The 20,097-nt window shown below is 48.2% G+C and carries 14 protein-coding genes; 9 read left to right on the plus strand and 5 right to left on the minus strand.

Features of this window, described 5'->3' with window-relative positions; genetic code table 11:
• The first annotated feature begins 1 nt into the window (after position 1).
• Both ACF8CV_RS05455 and ACF8CV_RS05460 read left to right on the plus strand, forming a co-directional pair.
• On the plus strand, positions 2-928 hold the full coding sequence (locus ACF8CV_RS05455) for an ABC transporter ATP-binding protein (protein ID WP_025503973.1): 927 nt from the start codon (positions 2-4) through the stop codon (positions 926-928).
• Positions 928-2,025: an ABC transporter permease gene (locus ACF8CV_RS05460; protein WP_171055951.1), complete on the plus strand. Its 1,098-nt coding sequence runs from the start codon at positions 928-930 to the stop codon at positions 2,023-2,025. The genes ACF8CV_RS05455 and ACF8CV_RS05460 overlap by 1 nt, the downstream gene beginning before the upstream one ends.
• 110 nt (positions 2,026-2,135) lie before the next feature.
• Here the strand turns inward: ACF8CV_RS05460 and ACF8CV_RS05465 are convergent, their stop codons facing one another.
• The 3 genes from ACF8CV_RS05465 to fdhF all read right to left on the minus strand — a co-directional run bounded on the left by ACF8CV_RS05465 (position 2,136) and on the right by fdhF (position 7,972).
• On the minus strand, positions 2,136-2,507 hold the full coding sequence (locus tag ACF8CV_RS05465; RefSeq protein ID WP_005487881.1) for a hypothetical protein: 372 nt from the start codon (positions 2,505-2,507) through the stop codon (positions 2,136-2,138).
• Between the two features lie 176 nt (positions 2,508-2,683).
• On the minus strand, positions 2,684-3,631 hold the full coding sequence (locus ACF8CV_RS05470) for an endonuclease/exonuclease/phosphatase family protein (RefSeq protein WP_138938026.1): 948 nt from the start codon (positions 3,629-3,631) through the stop codon (positions 2,684-2,686).
• Between the two features lie 72 nt (positions 3,632-3,703).
• Positions 3,704-7,972 (minus strand): formate dehydrogenase subunit alpha, encoded by a 4,269-nt coding sequence (fdhF, locus tag ACF8CV_RS05475; protein ID WP_138938027.1) that lies wholly within the window; start codon positions 7,970-7,972, stop codon positions 3,704-3,706.
• 242 nt (positions 7,973-8,214) lie between these two features.
• Here fdhF and ACF8CV_RS05480 point away from each other — a divergent pair, with 242 nt between their 5' ends.
• The 5 genes from ACF8CV_RS05480 (at position 8,215) to ACF8CV_RS05500 (ending at position 15,882) form a co-directional block, all read left to right on the plus strand.
• Positions 8,215-8,634 carry a hypothetical protein gene (locus ACF8CV_RS05480; RefSeq protein WP_025508335.1) on the plus strand — a complete coding sequence of 140 codons (420 nt, stop codon included), beginning with the start codon at positions 8,215-8,217 and terminating at the stop codon, positions 8,632-8,634.
• A gap of 218 nt (positions 8,635-8,852) precedes the next feature.
• Positions 8,853-10,274, plus strand: a complete 1,422-nt coding sequence (locus ACF8CV_RS05485; protein ID WP_171055937.1) for a TolC family protein — start codon at positions 8,853-8,855, stop codon at positions 10,272-10,274.
• 103 nt (positions 10,275-10,377) lie between these two features.
• A complete protein-coding gene (locus ACF8CV_RS05490) occupies positions 10,378-12,093 on the plus strand; it encodes an efflux RND transporter periplasmic adaptor subunit (protein ID WP_138938029.1) in 1,716 nt (571 codons plus the stop codon).
• A gap of 2 nt (positions 12,094-12,095) precedes the next feature.
• Complete coding sequence (locus ACF8CV_RS05495; RefSeq protein WP_025503983.1) at positions 12,096-15,236, plus strand: efflux RND transporter permease subunit; 3,141 nt, start codon at positions 12,096-12,098, stop codon at positions 15,234-15,236.
• A 64-nt stretch (positions 15,237-15,300) separates the two neighbouring features.
• A complete protein-coding gene (locus ACF8CV_RS05500) occupies positions 15,301-15,882 on the plus strand; it encodes a cupredoxin family protein (protein ID WP_021450693.1) in 582 nt (193 codons plus the stop codon).
• A gap of 119 nt (positions 15,883-16,001) precedes the next feature.
• On the opposite strand, the gene ACF8CV_RS05505 is transcribed toward ACF8CV_RS05500, so the two are convergent.
• The gene (locus ACF8CV_RS05505; protein ID WP_171055938.1) at positions 16,002-17,351 is read right to left on the minus strand and encodes a ferric reductase-like transmembrane domain-containing protein; all 1,350 of its coding nucleotides are present in this window, start codon (positions 17,349-17,351) and stop codon (positions 16,002-16,004) included.
• A 242-nt stretch (positions 17,352-17,593) separates the two neighbouring features.
• Between ACF8CV_RS05505 and ACF8CV_RS05510 the strand changes: the two genes are divergently transcribed.
• Entirely contained in the window at positions 17,594-18,445 is an 852-nt protein-coding gene (locus tag ACF8CV_RS05510; RefSeq protein WP_005459715.1) for a carbenicillin-hydrolyzing class A beta-lactamase CARB-18, read from the plus strand.
• A gap of 302 nt (positions 18,446-18,747) precedes the next feature.
• Positions 18,748-19,815, plus strand: coding sequence for a sensor domain-containing diguanylate cyclase (locus ACF8CV_RS05515; RefSeq protein ID WP_005459714.1), 1,068 nt, complete (start codon positions 18,748-18,750; stop codon positions 19,813-19,815).
• Between the two features lie 127 nt (positions 19,816-19,942).
• Here ACF8CV_RS05515 and ACF8CV_RS05520 read toward each other — a convergent pair whose 3' ends face one another.
• A complete protein-coding gene (locus ACF8CV_RS05520; protein ID WP_005459713.1) occupies positions 19,943-20,095 on the minus strand; it encodes a hypothetical protein in 153 nt (50 codons plus the stop codon).
• Between the last annotated feature and the right edge of the window lie 2 nt (positions 20,096-20,097).

Here is a 20,097-nt window from a genome sequence, read left to right on the forward strand (position 1 = left end):
AATGACCGAGTATGCAATTCAAGCTCAAAATGTGGTCAAAAAGTTCGGCGACTTTACTGCTATCAATAACATCACACTCAACGTGCCCAAAGGCAGTATTTACGGATTTTTGGGGCCAAATGGTTGTGGTAAGTCGACCACCATTCGTGTGCTCACCGGCCTTCTCAGCCCAAGCGGAGGCAGTGTGGATGTGCTTGGGTTAGAAATCCCAAAACAATCCGAACAACTGCGGCTCAAAATTGGCTACATGACACAAAAGTTCTCGTTGTACGATGACCTATCCGTTCAAGAGAACCTTGAATTTATTGGGCAAATTTTTGGTTTAAGCAGCAAGTCGCTGAAAGAGCGGATAGAAGAGCAGCTCACCACTTACGGGTTGGATCAATTGCGCAAACAGCGCGTAAGCGGCATGAGTGGCGGTCAAAAGCAGCGCCTTTCACTCGCCGCGGCGACCATGCACAAACCCGAACTGCTATTTTTGGATGAGCCGACATCCGCCGTTGACCCCGAAAATCGACGCGATTTTTGGGAGCAATTGTTCGACTTGTGCGATCAAGGAACGACGATTTTGGTCACCACGCATTACATGGACGAAGCGGAACGCTGCCACCGTCTGGCGATCATGGAATCGGGCGAAATTCGTGCCGATGGCGAACCCGAACAGTTAATGGAACAGATGGGCGTTAATATCATTGAGGTGAAAGCCGACAAACTTCGTGAACTCAAAGAAAAGCTGATTCAACGTGACGAAGTTCGCTCTGCGGCGCAGTTGGGGATTCGTTTACGCATCCTTATCCACCAGCATGTCGAGCAGCCGATTGAATGGTTAAAGCAGACGTTTCCTGAACTTCAAAACGCTGAAATGAACCACGCTCGCCCAAGCTTAGAAGATGTTTTTGTCAGCGTGACAGGGAAAGGCCGCCAATGATGAAACCTATCGCTCGCATGAAAGCCGTCATGATCAAAGAGATTCGCCAACTTTCCCGTGACCGAATCACGTTTGGCATGGTGGTGATGATCCCGCTTATCCAGCTTTTGCTGTTCGGCTTCGCAATCAATACGGACATTCGCAACATTCCGGTAGGTGTTGTCGACCAAAGTGGCAGCAACGCCGGGCGGATCATTACCCAGTCCGTAAAAGTCACTCAAGTGGTGGATATCAAAGAAACCTATGCCACCGCGCAAGAGGCCGAACAAGCGATTCAAGATGGTATTGTGCGCGCCGTGCTGATTTTGCCAAGCGATCTCACACAACGCATGATGCAAGGTCGAGAGCTTGGGCAATGGATTGTGGATGGATCAGATACCATGATCAGCTCGGCAATATTGTCGTTGCAAACCATGCCATTGACCGATTTTGATTTCGAGATTCGCCCAGCGCCAAGCAAAACATTCGAAGTCGCACTCTACTACAACCCAAGTCGGCGTTCTGCGGTCAACATCGTACCCGGCTTACTCGGTGTGATTCTCACCATGACGATGATTTTGTTCACCAGTGCCGCGATTGTACGAGAACGTGAACGGGGAAATTTGGAGCTATTAATCACCACGCCCATCCACTCGATAGAGCTAATGGTGGCGAAAATCGTGCCGTATATCTTTGTCGGCTTAATTCAGGTTTTCATCATTCTAGGGTTGGGACATTGGATTTTCGGCGTACCAATTAACGGTGCAATCAGCCAAATTCTGTTTGGAACCTTGTTGTTTATCGCCGCCAGCTTAACTTTAGGATTGGTCATATCCACCATCGCCACAACACAGCTTCAAGCCATGCAAATGACGGTGTTCATTCTTCTGCCTTCGATTCTACTGTCTGGATTTATGTTCCCTTACGAGGGCATGCCAGTCGCTGCACAGTGGATTTCAGAAGCCCTGCCCGCCACTCACTTTATGCGCATGATTCGAGGCATAGTGTTGCGAGGAGCGGATCTGATGGACTTGTGGCGAGATACCCTTTGGTTGCTCGGGTTTACCGTATTTGGATTGGTCGTCGCGTCACTAAGGTTTAAGAAGTCGCTCGATTAAAGTTACCCATTTTTTCTCTTTCTCAGAAACAAAAATAGCCTCGACAATGAGGCTATTTTTGTTTGGAAATTTGAATGCCTAACAGGCAATGCTCAATGGCACGATTCGGTTTAGTAATATTCACCAAAAGAACAATCGCGTAAGTCAGAAATGCTGTAATTCTTCAACGAGTTAATTTTGAAGTTAAAAACCACTTCTTTACATACCATCCCGTCTCGGTCGGTATAGGTGATGAACCCTTCACTGTAAGCACGTTTGCCATCAGAGGATTTAACATGCGCAGCAAGCTCTAAATGCCCTTTGTGAGCTTCTACGCGGTTCATCATTTCAAACACATCCATCCACTCTTCGCGATTTGCCATTTGTATCAACATGGATTTGGCCTGTGTTTCCAACTGCTGCGGATACACGTAATAACGGTTGTAACCAAAGTATGCGCACATCAGTAATAGAACGAGTGCAAATGAGGTTGTTCTTGTCATGCAAGCTGCCTCTTGTTGTTATAAAAACTCTGCTTCGTTAATTCAGTATAGGAAGCGAGCAAAGTTTAGGTTATAGAACTTGCTCAAATAACAGAGGATCGTCAGAGACAGTCAATTCTATGACAAGCTCAGTACCGGTTTTACTTATGAAACATGACAAATTCTAAGAGCTTGAACTATGGAATATGCACACCAATCTGGGTTGTCACCATGCGGTGATCTGAGCCTTGTGGTAAAGCAGAGGATTCACGAGAGCAAATGATTCGCTGTCCTTGCTCAGATTTTAGCCACAAGTGATCAATACCTATCATCATCGGCTCTGGCACGTTTATGCCTTTGATGTTAGTTGGCCAGCTCGTCACTGGCGCGGTTTGAAAACTCGGGAACAGCGCAGAAAAACGAGGGCTAACCGAGGAGAGATTGAAATCCCCCACAACCAACACCTCTGGCTCAGGATAAAGCGCGGTCAGCGTTTCTATGGTTCGCACCAGCGCATTTCTTTGATGCCAAAGCTCGCTGGTTCTTGGTGACGGTGGATGAGCCGCAAACAAAGTGATCGGTACTTGACCTTTAGGCAACCAAACCGCTCTGATGACTTCTTGTCCATTTGGCGCACGATAAACCGAAACCTCCGTGATCGGGTGTCGGCTAAGAATCATCAAATTTGATGGGTACCCTACGTCACGTTGGCCACCATAATAATGCGGATAGACATCATCCAACATGTGCAAGAGGCTGCCAACACGCGGCGTCAGCTCTTGCATCACCACCAAATCAGCAGGATGCCTCAACAGATAGTTGATGAACTGATTGATGTATGAGTTTTCGTAAAAAAGATTGAATTGAATGACGCTCAAAGACTGCGAACAAGACGCCACATGGCTGCGCTGCGGCGGAACAAGTAACAAGACAAACAAAATAGCGACAAAGGCAGAAAATGCACTTTGCAACCATCGGCGAGCGATAAAAAACGCCGAGGCTAAAACAACGTAAGTGAACACAATGAAGGCGGGAATCGAGGTAAGATTCTCCGCCCACCAAATATGTTCAATTTGCCTGACCGCCAGCCAAATAAGAGCAGGTAGAAGCAATATTATCCACTTAAAAACGCTCGACACACGCACTGCTCGTTTCGCTATTACATATCATAAGCTTAAATGCAATTTCTCAACTCGCCAGTGCGTGAAGCGTTGATGTTAGACGTGGTGTACCGCCTCCTCGACAGGCTCTGGTTGAGCGGCCGTTTCACTGATTTCAATCTTAACCGCTGCGACTTTGAATTCAGGAATTTTCGCATGCGGGTCCGTTGCCGTAGTCGTCAAGCGGTTAACTGGCGACTCAACGAAATGGAAAGGAATAAACACGACGCCTTTTTGCATTCGCTTAGTCACAAACGCATCAATTTCGATGCTGCCACGACGAGTCGACACTTTTAGGCGCTGACCATTATGGATACCAATTGCTTCAGCATCTTCAACGCTGATCATCGCTCTTGGCCCAGCAAGGTTATCCAACCCTTTCGTTTTGCGTGTCATCGTACCGGTGTGGAACTGTTCTAGCACACGCCCTGTTGTAAGCACCAAAGGATACTCTTCATCAGGCAACTCGGCTGCATAACGGAACGGCACGCCCACCATTTGCCCTTTCCCTCGGGTAAATTGGGTTTGGTGCATGATACGAGTACCGTTTGGATTGTTCTTGTTACTTGGCCATTGAACACCGTTCGGCGTGATCGCGTCCCAACGCAACCCTGCATATTGCGGCGTTACACGCGCGATCTCGCTAGTGATTTCAGAAACACACTGGTAATGCCAATCGCTGCCCATCGCGTTTGCGATCGCTTGAATGATCCACCAATCTTCTTTCGCCTCACCCGGCGCTTTCACTGCCGCATTAACGCGCTGCACGCGTCGCTCAGTATTGGTGAAGTGACCGGATTTTTCCGCAAATGAACAAGAAGGCAATACCACATCGGCGTACTGCGCCGTCTCGGTGAGGAAGATGTCTTGCACGACCAAGAAGTCGAGTGCTTCCAACCCTTCAATCACGTGTGCTTGGTTTGGATCGCTCAGTACTGGGTTTTCGCCCATGATGTACATCCCGCGAACTTCTCGTTTGCACGCCGCATCGATGATTTCCGTTAGGGTAAGCCCTTGCTCAGAAGGTAAGTTCGGCGCATCCCACTCAATCGCGAATTTCTGACGAACAATCGGGTTATACACCTTTTGATATCCCGGATAGCAGTTCGGCAAAGCACCCATATCACACGCACCTTGTACGTTTGATTGACCGCGCAGTGGGTTAATACCACCACCCTCAATACCGATGTTGCCACACAACAATTGCAGGTTTGCAATCGAACGAACGTTGTCGTGCCCTGTTGTATGCTGGGTAATACCCATTGAGTAATACACCGCCGTGCGTTTTGCCGTACCAATCATTCGCGCCATCGCGAAAATATCGTCCGCTTTTATGCCCGTCACTAACTCAACTTTGTCGAGGTTGTACGCTGGTGACATCACCTCTTGAAGCAAGGTATCAAAGCCGTCGACGCGCTCTTCGATGTATTCTTGATCGTACCAACCATTTTTGATGATTTGCTGCATCACGCCGTTGAGCAACATAACATCCGTACCCGGTCGATGCGCTAAGTACAGCTCTGCATGTTCGGCCATGTCCACTCGTTTCGGGTCTGCCACAATCAAGCGTGCCCCGTGATGACGAATCGCCTGTTTGATGTGCGAAGCGATGATCGGATGCGCAGATGTGGTGTCAGAACCGATAATAAAGATCACATCGGAATGCTTAATGCTTGGAATGTCGTTGGTCATCGCACCACTCCCCAACGATGCTTCAAGCCCTGTCACACTTGATGCGTGACACAAACGTGCGCAGTGATCAACGTTGTTCGTACCAAGTTCACGACGGATGAATTTTTGAAACGCGTAGTTATCTTCGTTAGTGGTTTTCGCTGAAGAGAATCCGGCCAGTGCGTTGTTACCAAAATCTTGCTTGATGGTCGAAAGCTTCGAAGCCACTAGCTGAATCGCTTCGTCCCAACTTGCTGGCTGCAACCAACCATCTTTACGAATCAGTGGTGTCGTTAAACGCTCTTCGCTGCTAATGAAATCAAAACCAAAACGGCCTTTCACGCACAGCATTCCTTGGTTAACCGGCGAATCCGCACCTTTTACATAGCGGATTTTGTTTTGTCGCTCATCGACAAACATGGTCAACTTACAACCCACACCACAATAGGTACAAATGGTATCGACGGCTTTTAAATGTTCGGTTCTGCCTTGAGAGCGGTCACGGCTGTCCACCATCGCGCCCGTTGGACATGCCTGAACACACGCACCACATTGCACGCATTTTGAATCGCCCATGAGCGTCAAACCGCTGCAACTTGCGCCTTTTTCATCGGAGCGGAATCGTGGACGATCATCTGGTCGTAAAGCTGGTCGGCCATTTTTATCCGACACAAAACTCAACACACCATGTACCGCTTGCTCACGGCATGCTTGAATACACTGACCACAACTAATGCAGCGGTTAGCATCAAATTCAATGAACTCAGAACTGCGGTCTACTTCGTATTTATGACGAAGATCTTTCGCACGTAAATCGAGCCAATCTTGATGACCAATCACGCTAGCAGAGGAAACGTCCACGGAAACATCGAAATGTTGCTCGGCATGATATTCCGTTGAGTAATCTCGCAAGGCACAGTCGGTATTCGCTTGGCAACCACACTCTAAGCAGCGCGCCGCTTCTTTCATGGCCTCTTCGTTATCAAAGCCCAGTTCCACTTCAGCAAAACTCTGCTCACGCTGCGCTGGAGTCAACTCCGGCATGATTGAACGAGCAACTTTTTGGATGTTTTCAAAATGAAGTGGGTCAACCTGCGCCAGTTTTTTCTCTTTACGAGAGTTGAACGCAGGTTTCGGCATATCCGCCATATCGCCATTGAGGAACAGATCAATCGCTTTTGCCGCAACTCGCCCGTCTCCCACTGCTTCAACCGCTGTCGCAGGACCACGACGAAAATCACCGATACTGAAGATATTGCCCGTACCCGTGTGCATGGTTTGCGAGTCGGACTCAGATGTGTTCCAACGCGTTAGTGGAATAGACAAATCATCGTTTTCTAAGAAGCTGAGATCCGGCTTTTGCGATACCGCTGCAATCACGGTATCAAATGCTTCAGTAAAGAACTCACCCGTTGGTTTCGGGCTACGACGACCAGACGCATCTGGCTCACCTAACGCCATTCGCTCTAATCGAATTGCCTTCACCCGGCCGTTTTCATCCGCGATGTTTTCCGCCGGATTCGTCAAGAAATGGAACTTCACGCCCTCATGTTCAGCTTCGACGATTTCGTAGTCTTCGGCCGGCATTTCGTCGCGAGTTCGACGATAGATCAAAGTGGTATCGGCACCCGCACGACGCGCCGTACGCGCACAGTCGATCGCAGTGTTACCACCACCAATCACGGCAACTTTTTTGCTCGTAACGTAGTTTTGTTCTGTAACGTAATCTTTCAGGTAATCAACACCGAGATAACAACCGTCCAAGTCGCTACCAGAATAACTCATTTCTACCGCTTGAGACGCCCCCACTGCCAAACAGACAGCATCGTAGTCTTCACTCAATTGAGACAGCGTAAAATCAACCCCAAGCTTTTTGTTGGTTTCAACTTGCATGCCGTTGCGGCACATCAGTTCGATTTCTTTGTCTAGAATGTCTTTGGGTAGGCGATATTCAGGAATGCCGTAGCGTAGCCAACCGCCTGCTTTTGGCATGGACTCAAATACGGTGACGTCATAACCTTCATTCGACAAGTAATAACCTGCCGTTAAGCCACCGGGGCCACTACCAACAACGGCGATCTTACGATGCTTCGCTGGTTTTTTCTCTGGGACATACGCTTCATGCGCCGCTAAATCTGCGTCTGCGGCATGGCGTTTGAGTTGGCGAATGGCAATCGGCTCATCCACCAAAGAACGGCGACACTCACTTTCGCAGAATGCCGGACACACGCGCCCAATCGACAACGGCATTGGCAGTGTGCGTTTAATCACTTCAATCGCTTTTTGATGATCGTTTTGCGAGATATGGTAGAGGTAAGATTGGATGTCTACCCCAGCAGGACACGCCGTTTTGCATGGAGCTTCACAGTCGGCGTAGTGGTCCGTCATGATTCGGTTGAGCGCTTTTCTGCGGTGCTCACTCAGTTGTTCTGATTGTGTGACGACATTGAGACCGCGGTACACTTTGAGATCACAGGCGCGCTTAGTTCCGCCACTCTCCACTTCGACAACACACAAATCACACGGAATTTTCTCGTTACTTTTGTTCATTCCGCACAGTGAAGGGATTTCGACCCCACACACTTTGGCTGCTTCCAGAAGGGTTAGCCCCTCTTCTACAATTCTATATTTTCCATCGATGACAATTTCTATCATACAACCCCCGAAGCAGGCACGTTAAACCTTACATTCTATAAGGATAACCCCTACCATGGAAAGTTCGTGTGACAAAAAACTCAATAAAGAGATATTTATTGGCGATTAATATGTCTAACCTCTCCCAAGATGCACCAAATATCTCACGCTTACTTGGGGGTGAATGCTTGACTTTCCCCCTAGGGTAACCTTTATTATTAAGCGGTTACTCGTTATTTACACTCATTTTGACTGGACTCCGTATGCGCCTTAAATCACTGCATACAATTTGGCTAACGTTATGTACAACGCTGATACTGCTGGTATCTAGCGTGGTTAATAGCGCGCCTTTAATGAGTATCAAAATGATGTCGAGTGGCGCTATGATGCCTGAACACATGACAGAAATGGCAAGCGCGAACGATCACTGCGGCTCCCAGAGCATGAGCATGGAGATGGCCTCATCGTTGAGCTCCGACTCTACAGAAATGACCATGAGCTGTGTTGATGGCTCCGGCATGATCCACAATTGCTGCACAGCATCTTGTTCATTCGTTTTCGTCCCGTTACCAGCCCCTGTCAGCCAGCTATCCCCACTGGCTTATCGCGCATCCATTGCCTCAGAAATCACCGCACCAGTGGTACAAGTCACCCATGATTTGTATCGGCCTCCGATAGTTTAATCCATACAAAGCATTCGACCCTGCATCCCTTTGCAGGCAGTTTCTTTGCGCCCAACTGATAGCGTGCTCGCCTCAGCTATTCGCTCGTAACTCCATTTGTTACCTGCTATTTAGCGATAAAAAAGTGCGTCATCCGTTTGGCAAATACCAACGCTCTCCCGCTCGGTTCAATAGTTCCCGAAACGCAAAAGAGCTTGGTATCAATTTGGATGTAAATTATGGAATTCAACCCAAATCGCTTAGTGGCACCAGTATGCTCACTGGCTCTGGTTGCCCTACCGGCTTTCAATGTGGTGGCGCAATCGCCAACCAATACGAAAGCACAACAAGAAGCGCAAGCTCAGTCAATCCAAGCCCAATCAACCAATGAGCTAGCAAACCTCATTAGCATCGCGTTGAGCAACGATGGCAACCGCAAGCAATTCTATGCTCAATCGGAAGCGATGCGTGAAACAGGCGTAGCCAGCGCAACCTTGATGGACCCGAAACTGAAAGTCGGTTTTGGTGGTTTGCCTGTCGATAGCTTCAAATTTGACGAAGATCCGATGACCAATATCTCCGTCGGTTTGATGCAACAGTTCGAACGTGGCTCGACGCTCGATCTTCAACAAAAGAAAGCCAATCAACAAGCCGATGGTTTGTCTCTGCAAGTTCACGCACGGGAGCTTGAAGTGGCAAACAGCATGACTCAGCTTTGGTTGGAGTTGGGCTATCAGCAGAAAGCAGAGCAAATTTTGCTAGAAAACCGTCGGCTCATGACGGAAATGGAAAACTTCATTCAAACCAATTACTCAATCGGAAAAAGTGAAGCGCAAGATTTACTGAATGCACAGCTTCAAGTGAGTAAGTTGGATGAAAAGCTGCAAGCCAACGCACAAATGCAGCGCCGTTTGGTCTCCCAACTCTCAGAATGGTTGGGCTCTGACTGGCTCAATACCTATACCCAAAACGGACGCTCAACACTTCAAGCCAGCAACACACTGACTTGGGCGTCATTGAACCAAAAGTTGTCTGCAAATAGCGAAACGACCAAGCACTACCAACAGTTGAGTGAGCACCCGATGGTGAAAATGGCAGACGTAAGTATTTCTGCCAATGAAACTCAAGTGGACATTGCAGAGCAAGCTTACACGCCTCAATTCGGTGTGGAAGTGATGTACGCTTATCGTCAAGCCAACAATATGAAAGGCGAACCTGCATCGGATTTGGTGAGCGCGTATCTAACAATGGACATTCCCCTGTTCACTGGTAATCGCCAAGACCGCAACTTAGCCGCCGCGCAGTATCAAGTGGGTGCTGCTCGCTCACAAAAAGATACGTTACTGACTCAGATGAACGCGAAGGTCAACACATTGCTGGTTGATCGCGCCAACTTGAGTCAGCGTTTAGAGCGTTATCAATCCACCTTACTTCCCCAAGTTCAAGCTCGTATTCACGCGGTAGAAAGGGGTTATCAAAACAATACCGCACAGTTTAACGACGTGATCATGGCAAGCACAGACGAGCTGGCGCTAAAGCTCGAACAGCAACGTCTTATTACCGATTTAAACATCGTAAACAGCAACTTAGCGGCTTTATTGGGTGGTTTCGAATATCAAGTATCCACACCCAACATCACGCCTGAAGCAAGCGCGAACTAAAACAAAAACATGAAAGAACCCAAGTTTGGGGACGATGGCGAATGCACACCAATAAACAATCAACATCGCTGTCATGCCTCATGGGGAAAATAAGGAATTAGGAATGAGTTCAAATTCAATCAAGATAGCAACCATCGCTCTGCTTGTTGGCGGGGCACTAGGGTTTGGCGTTAATCAGTACCTATCTGGTGCAAACCACGACATGAGCGGCACAGGCGGTAGCGCTGCAAGCAGCTCAAACGAGCCACTCTATTGGGTTGCACCAATGGATCCAAATTATAAGCGCGACAAACCGGGCAAATCGCCAATGGGTATGGACTTGATCCCAGTGTACGCCGAAGACCTCGCAGGTGAACAAGACAAACCCGGCACGGTAAAAATTGACCCATCGGTTGAAAACAACTTAGGTGTAAAAACCGCTCAAGTCTCTTTAGAGCAACTTTCACCTCGGATTGAAACTGTCGGCTATATCGCGTTTGACGAAAGCCATTTGTGGCAAACCAACGTTCGCGTGGCGGGCTGGGTTGAAAAGCTTTACATCAATGCCGTGGGTGAAAAGGTCAACAAAGGCGATGTGCTGTTCACGCTGTATTCTCCTGAGCTAGTCAAAGCACAAGAAGAGCTGCTGAACGCCTACCGAACTGGGCGTAGTGGCCTAGTGAAAGGCGCGACAGAACGTTTGGTGACACTTGGTGTTGATCGTTCTCAAATCAAAGCCATTACTCAACGCGGGAAAGCATCGCAAACTATTGAAATTAAAGCTCCGGAAGATGGCGTCATCGCGAGTTTGAACGTTCGTGAAGGTGGTTACCTATCCCCTGCTCAAGCGGTGATCAGCGCGGGCCCACTTGAAAACGTATGGGTGGATGCCGAAGTGTTTGAGCGCCAAGCTCACTGGATGAAAGCAGGCAGCGACGCCACTATGACGTTGGATGCGATTCCGGGTAAAGAGTGGCAAGGCAGCGTCGATTATGTATATCCAATTTTGGATCCTAAAACGCGCACGCTTCGTGTTCGTCTTAAATTCTCTAATCCCAATGGCGAGCTGAAACCGAACATGTTCGCCAATATTGCCTTGCAACCTGTCAGCGACAACGCGGTATTAACCATTCCAAAGTCGTCCGTTATCCGCTCGGGGGGTATGACTCGCGTCGTGCTGTCTGAGGGAGACGGCAAATACCGCTCAATGCGCATCGAAGTCGGTCGTGAAGCTGACGACAAAATCGAGGTACTACAAGGCCTGACTCAAGACGATCGCATCGTAACCTCGGCTCACTTTATGTTGGATTCAGAATCGAGCCAAACGGCTGATCTATCGCGCATTTCATCACCGACCGAAGCCACTGCACAAACGGCTTGGACGAAGGGCGAGATCACTGATGTGATGAAAGACCATCGCATGTTGACCATCAACCACCAGCCCGTACCAGAGTGGGATTGGCCGGGGATGGTTATGAACTTTACCCTCGCTGACGGCGTCGATATGGGCTCGCTGCAAAAGGGCCAAGCTATTGAGTTCGAAATTCAAAAAGCCGCATCGGGTCAATACGAAATCGTCGATTACAAAGCCGATGACACCGTTCTCGCGACTGACGTTTGGGTAACGGGAGACATCAGCATGCTAATGGCGGATTTTGGCATGATCACGCTCAATCACCTTCCGGTTTCAGAATGGAGCTGGGATGCCGGTGAAATGAACTTCTCTGTGGGTGATGAAGTGGATTTATCCGGTTTCAAGGAAGGTCAGAAAGTCCGATTTCTAGTTGAAAAACAAGGTTCTGACTACGTTTTGAAACAAATTGAAGCGATCGAGGGCTAACTATGATTGGAGCAATTATCCGTTGGTCACTCAATAACCGCTTTATGGTTTTGATCGCGACCTTAATGCTTGTTTTAGCAGGACTTTACAGTGTAAAGAATACGCCTGTTGACGCAATTCCGGATCTTTCTGATGTTCAGGTGATCATCAAAACCAGCTACCCGGGTCAAGCACCGCAAGTGGTGGAAGATCAAGTCACTTATCCACTAACCACCGCGATGCTCGCCGTACCGGGTGCAGAAACCGTTCGTGGGTATTCCTTCTTCGGGGATTCGTACGTTTACATCATTTTCAACGACGATACCGACATGTACTGGGCACGTTCACGTGTTTTGGAATACCTAAGCCAAGTTGCACCTAAATTACCACCAAGTGCAAAACCAACCTTAGGCCCAGATGCAACGGGTGTGGGCTGGGTCTACAGCTATGTATTGCAAGACAAAACGGGTCAACATGACCTTGCCGAGCTGCGCAGTTTGCAAGATTGGTTCTTAAAGTACGAACTGCAAACCGTCGATGGCGTTTCTGAAGTTGCAACCGTAGGCGGTATGGTTAAGCAGTATCAAGTCCAGATTGATCCGGCGAAGCTGCGTGCTTACAACTTAACGCTGCAACAAGTAAACATGGCGATTCAAAACGGCAACCAAGAAACGGGGGCATCCGTAGTTGAAGTTGCTGAAGCTGAGCACATGGTTCGCACCACCGGTTACTTGACCAGCATCGAAGACATTAAATCGCTGCCGCTTAAAGTGACCGACAAAGGCACACCGCTCTTATTGGGCGACATTGCTGATATCAACTTAGGTCCGCAAATGCGTCGCGGTATCTCTGAGCTTAACGGCGAAGGTGAAGCGGTGGGTGGCGTGATCGTGATGCGCTATGGCGAAAACGCAAGTGAAGTGATCAGCAAAGTTAAAGACAAGCTGGAAGATTTACAGCGTAGCTTGCCGGATGGTGTTGAAATCGTCGCCACTTACGACCGTTCTACGCTGATCAATGCAGCTGTCGATAACCTTTGGAAGAAATTAGCGGAAGAGTTCATCGTCGTAGCCATCGTCTGTGCACTGTTCTTGTTCCACATTCGCTCTTCATTGGTTATCGCCCTGAGCTTGCCTGTAGGTATCCTTGCTGCGTTCATCGTGATGCATTCTCAAGGCATTAATGCCAACATCATGTCGCTCGGGGGGATTGCCATCGCCATCGGTGCAATGGTGGATGGTGCCATCGTAATGATAGAAAACGTCCACAAGCACATTGAGCGAACGCCACTCACGGATAAGAACCGCTGGCAAGTGATTGGCAAAGCCGCTGAAGAAGTGGGTGCGCCCCTATTCTTCTCGCTGCTTATCATCACGTTAAGCTTTGTTCCAGTGTTTGCACTGGAAGGTCAAGAAGGCAAGATGTTCTCTCCTCTCGCCTTTACCAAGACGTATGCTATGGCGTCAGCGGCAGCACTTGCGATCACGCTCGTGCCCGTTCTAATGGGTTACTTTATTCGCGGTAAAATACTGCCAGAACATAAGAACCCTGTTAACCGTGGTCTGGTTGCGCTGTATCGTCCATTGCTTAATCTGAGCTTGAAATATCCGAAAGCGATGATCGTACTGGCGCTCGGCCTATTAGCATCGGCGTACTACCCAACTAGCCAACTAGGCAGCGAATTCATCCCACCATTGGATGAAGGCGATTTGATGTACATGCCGACCACCTACCCGGGCATTTCCATCGGTAAAGCACGTGAGTTGGTTCAGCAAACCAACAAGCTGATCAAAACCGTACCGGAAGTTAAAACGGTTTGGGGCAAGATTGGCCGTGCAGAAACCGCCACCGACCCTGCGCCACTCACCATGATTGAAACAGTAATTCAGCTCAAACCTCATGACCAATGGCGTGAAGGCGTGACCACAGAGTCATTGCGCAAAGAATTCGACAATCTCGTGCAGTTCCCGGGGCTAACCAACGCGTGGGTAATGCCGATCAAAACGCGTATCGACATGCTTGCGACGGGTATTAAGACACCAATCGGGATCAAAATCGCAGGCCCAGACCTGAAAGAGATCGAAAAGATTGGTGCACAGTTAGAACCTATCTTGAACAACGTTCGCGGCACTTCATCGGTTTATGCCGAGCGTGTAGCTGGTGGCCGTTACGTAACAATCGACATTAAACGCCGCGCTGCCGCGAGATATGGATTGAGCATCAAAGACGTTCAGCAAGTCATCTCAACCGCTGTCGGTGGTATGAATGTTGGAGAAACCATTGAAGGCTTGGAACGCTACCCGATTAACGTTCGCTACCCGCAAGACTACCGTGACTCTGTGGTTAAGCTGCAAAACTTACCGCTAGTGACACCAAATGGAGCGCGTATCGCACTCGCTGATGTCGCTGACATTCGTTACGAAGACGGTCCGCCGATGATCAAAACCGAAAACGCACGTCCTAACGGCTGGGTGTTTGTGGATATCGATGGCCGAGACCTTGGTTCTTATGTGGTGGAAGCGCAGCAAGCAGTGGCTGACCAACTGGTGCTCCCGGCTGGATATTCGCTCGCTTGGTCTGGTCAATACGAATACATGGAACGCGCGAAAGATCGCTTGAGTGTGGTCGTGCCGATAACCTTGGTGATCATCATGATGTTGCTTTACTTCAGCTTCCGCCGTGTGGGTGAGGTGCTGATCATCATGCTGACTTTGCCTTTAGCGATGGTTGGTGGCTTGTGGTTGATGCACTACCTCAACTACAACTTCTCCATCGCCGTGGGGGTCGGATTTATCGCACTCGCCGGCGTTGCGGTGGAGATAGGCGTCATCATGCTGGTGTATCTCAACCAAGCGTGGCACCACAAAAAACTTCACGCAGAAGAAAACCAACAAGCTCTGCAAATTGGTGATTTAACCGATGCCATTCGAGAAGGCGCGGGGCTGCGTGTGCGTCCGGTCATGATGACGGTTCTCACGGTCATCATTGGCCTTATCCCTATCATGTATGGCTCAGGTACTGGCTCTCAAGTCATGCAGCGCATTGCTGCACCAATGATTGGCGGCATGGCCTCTGCCCTACTACTGACTCTGCTGGTGTTACCAGCCATCTTCAAGCTGTGGAAGCAGCGAGAAGTCAACAAAACACAAAACCCAGAGAAATAAACAACAAGCGCCATTGTACAAACCGCAATGGCGCACTACTTCATTGATAGTAAAGGAAATCAACATGAAAAAGACACTTATCACTCTTGCTCTAACTATGGTATCAGCAGGCGCATTCGCACAAATGGATAACTCGAACATGAACCACGACAACATGGATCACGGCAAAATGGACCATGGTTCGATGTCGATGGATAACATGAATATGGGCGAGATGCCGATGGATCATTCAAAAATGGATCACTCCAACATGCAAGGCATGGCAGGAATGTCAGCTGTGGGTATGCCAGCGAATGGGGCGAAACCGGATAAAGTCGTCCATGTAATTTTGAGCGATGACATGAAAATCACCTTCAAGAAAGACGTAAAAATCGAGCCGAACGACGTCGTGCAGTTCGTGGTGATGAACACGGGCAAAATCGATCATGAGTTCACCATCGGTTCTGCAGCAGAACAACTTGAGCACCGTGAGATGATGAAAAACATGTCAGGTAATCACATGCACGACTCTGGCAATGCTGTCACCGTAGAACCGGGTAAAGCAAAACAGATTTTGTGGCACTTCCACGGAGACAACAACGTAGAGTTTGCTTGTAACATTCCAGGCCACGCAGAAGCTGGCATGGTCAAAAAAGTGAAGTTGTAAGGTTATAAGTAGGCTTCGGCTTAAACAAGATAATCTAACGATGACAATACGTTAGACATGAATACAACAAGACAAAAGGAGCTGCACTCAGCTCCTTTTTGTTTCGTTCATCCCTGCTACTATCGTATGACGAACAGCTCTTCATGGTAATGACGTTCGGTATCGACGCGATAAGCATTCAACTCTTTTTTCAGTGTTTGCGAAAAAGCTTCAGGCCCGCAGAAATAGAACTCATAACGCGCTAAATCGCCACATTCGCTCGCGATACGCTCTACGTTAAGTCGAGGAGACACCGCCGTATCAATCACGTTCAGCTTCACTTGCGCAAGACGTGCCATTTTCCACAACTCGTCCACTAAGTGACTGTCCAAACCTCGCGTGCAGTAAAACAAATGCACAGGAGGATGCGTTTTTAGCGATTTTAGTGACGCTAAGATGGCAAAGAACGACGCGACCCCAACACCACCCGCAATCCAAATCTGGGGCTTATTGACGTCAAACGCCAAGCGTCCGTAAGGGCCTTCAACCATCACTTCTTCACCAATTTTAACCCTGTGGTACAAATCCGTAGTGAAATCACCCAACTCTTTGATCAAAAAGCGTACCTCTGGTTCATGCTCACCTGAAACAATCGTAAACGGATGCGGATCTTCATTACCAAAACGAACATAAGCAAACTGCCCAGCTTTGTGTCCTTGCCAAGGTTTTCCTTGGCCGCTATTGCTTGGCGCCAAAACCAGCTCCATCACTCGCGCTTGAGGGAAGTAGCGAGTCGACACCACTTTGGCGGGATGGCGATTTGCTCGTCCGACAAAACCAAGCAAGCTATAAACGGCAGCTACAGAGCCCATCAAGGCAAAGCCCAAGGCAACGAAATGAATTGGCTCACCCCAGTACGCGTGCTTGATCAACAAAACGGAGTGAACAGCAATCATCAAATACACAGCAGCCATTAAACGATGCGACAACTTAAATGGCTTGTATTTAACAACCGTCCACAATGACACCACGAGCAATGCTAAGAGCAGGTAAAAACCCCACTCCCCCAAACCAAGCCCCACATCGCGCAACTCTTTGACCCAGAGTTCTAAACCGACAAAGTTGTTCCCAGAAGGCCCAACCCCGGTGTGTTTGATTGGTTTTTCGAGCACTCCTGCCGACACTAGCCATTTTGGCACTTTATACGTCAACCAATGCACGACTCCGAGGCTAACCCCCGCAATGCCGAGCCATTTATGCACACGATAGGCCTTATCCATCCCGTGAACCCATTGCTCGATCACAGGTAAGCGCAGCGCCAACACCATCGCAATAGACATCAAAGCCAACGACAAAACACCAGAATATTGAATAAGCGCGGAGCGCCATTGGAAGAATTGGGTCGAGGACAGTAGTTGCGGTTCACTCATCCACCACAACACAGACACGGCGGCAATTATCATCCATACAAAATTTCGTACAGTTTTCATGAACATCACTCTCAAATTGACGACAACTCTAGTTTAGTTTTTCTAGCGTAATGCAACGTCAATATTCGTAAAGTTGAGTAAACCCACAATATACCTAAGGTCAATAACAAACTTGGAGGTATTGCGCAGAATCCTACAGAAAATCGACAGGGATTTAACAGTGGTTAGAGTATTCACTCGTTATAGTTTGCTTAACATCGCCAAAGTGCGAATCAAAACCAAAAGAACGAAGAACACCACGCATGAAAAAGTTATTCCTGTTGGTTGGGCTGATGGTTTGCTCAACTGTTAGTTACGCCTCCAAATTAAACGAAGACATCTCCCTCATCGAGAAACAAACATCTGGGCGAATTGGAGTGTCAGTCTGGGATACACAAACGGACGAGCGTTGGGATTATCGCGGAGACGAACGTTTCCCATTAATGAGCACATTCAAAACGTTAGCGTGTGCCACCATGCTAAGCGACATGGACAGCGGCAAACTCAACAAAAATGCCACAGCGAAAATCGATGAACGCAATATTGTGGTTTGGTCTCCGGTGATGGATAAACTGGCTGGACAAAGCACACGTATCGAACACGCTTGTGAGGCCGCCATGTTGATGAGCGACAACACCGCCGCGAACTTAGTGCTAAATGAAATTGGTGGTCCTAAAGCGGTCACGCTGTTTTTGCGATCTATTGGCGACAAAGCAACGCGACTTGACCGATTGGAACCCCGTTTGAATGAAGCAAAACCGGGCGATAAGCGAGACACCACAACGCCTAACGCCATGGTAAACACCCTACATACCTTGATGGAAGATAACGCCCTATCTTACGAGTCACGCACACAGCTGAAAATCTGGATGCAAGACAACAAAGTATCGGATTCGCTCATGCGCTCTGTTCTGCCAAAAGGCTGGTCGATTGCAGACCGCTCTGGCGCAGGTAACTACGGTTCACGCGGCATTAGCGCGATGATCTGGAAAGACAACTACAAGCCGGTTTACATCAGTATTTACGTCACAGACACCGACCTTTCGCTTCAAGCTCGCGATCAACTGATCGCGCAAATCAGCCAACTGATTTTAGAGCACTACAAAGAAAGTTAAACTCGAACTCGAGCAACCAAGCCCTTCTCATTCAGAGGGGCTTTTTCTTACCTGCTCTCTCAAATGCGTAACAAATCTCTCTTATTCTTGCTGTCTTCGCTAAGCTTTACCGAATGGTCACCTCTTGCTAATTAGGCATAAAAATTATCGGTTTAGACATGAGTTCAAGCTCACATTAAGCAACCTGACACTCACAAGTGGCGAGAAATAAACCATACTCTGTTAAAGGAACGTATTTTTCTTGAAAATAGCTGCGTGTTACTTATTGTTTACATTTAGAGGAATGTCTAGGGAGATAGCTATTGAGACTTGAAAGAACTTTTGACCCAAATGACTTGTCGACGCAAAACATGGAAAGCCCAATATGTTTACCGATCGGCTTCGTTCACTTTTTGGCTCAATCACAGACGTTACAGCAGGTGCTCGATACTGTCGCAGAATGGATCAATCGGATTTTTGAATCTGACCGCACCAGCATTACGCTGTACGAAAACAGTGACTACCTCAAGGTCTACTCTTTTTCCGGCAATAAAGCGATTCCTGCCGATTTTCTCGTGCCGATTGATCAAGCCTTCGTCGGGCGTGTGTTCAAAAACCAACAACTGATCATTTGTGACGACGTTTCTCAATCCGACGAGCTAGATTGCGTCATGTTGACCTCCAGCGGTATGGGCACGTGTATGGATGCGCCGCTGATGCATGGTCAAATGTGCTTGGGCACGCTTAACGTCGCGCATCATCAAACCCATTTTTATACCAAGGAACAAGCAGCACAGTTGCAATGCATTGCCAACTGGATAGCGTTGAACATTGCACTGCATATTCAGATCATGAAAATGGAGCACCTCGCCACCACAGACGATCTTACTGGCATTCCAAACCGCAGAGAGTTCATGCGTCAAATTGAGCATCGTCTTTCTGAATTTCGCACGCAAGGGATCAAATTCCACGTCGCGATTTTGGATTTAGATAACTTTAAAAAACTGAATGACAAGTTCGGGCACGACGCTGGCGACAAATCTCTCATCCATGCTGCCAATACCATTAAAGGGCATTTACGAGAATGCGACCTGCTTGCTCGTGTCGGTGGTGAAGAATTTGCTATCGTCCTGAGAAGCCGATCTTCTCAAGAAGCAATGGATACGTTAGAAACCATCCGAAATGCCTTAGAAACCACGACGATTCGATATTCAGGGCGTGATATGACATTCACCGCCAGTATTGGGGTAACTCAAGTGTGTGGCTTGGATGATTCTTTTGAGCCGTTAGTGAAACGTGCTGATTTAGCGTTATACAAAGCGAAAGAAACCGGGAGAAATCGCGTAGAAATCAACCACAGCGAGCATCAAGGCGTATCGAATGAGCAATGAGTGAGATGATGAATCAACAATAAAAAAGGTAGCGACTGATGCGCTACCTTTGCGATTCCCAAGTAAATTCAAGATGAGGAGTGAATCACCTTGCGCTGACTTGGGATTAAGAAGTCAGCAAATTGAATTATGCTTTCTTAAGATCTTTAGCAGGGTAAGTTAGCGTCTTTTCGCCAGCTTTAACGTGAGCGTAAAAACCGCCGCTGCTTAAACCTGTAACAACCATTTCGCCTTGCTCGACACCTTTAGTCGCTACTACTACGTCACCGATTGAAAACATAT

This window comes from Vibrio sp. zbq_1 (assembly GCF_043102935.1).
Classification (GTDB): domain Bacteria; phylum Pseudomonadota; class Gammaproteobacteria; order Enterobacterales; family Vibrionaceae; genus Vibrio; species Vibrio parahaemolyticus.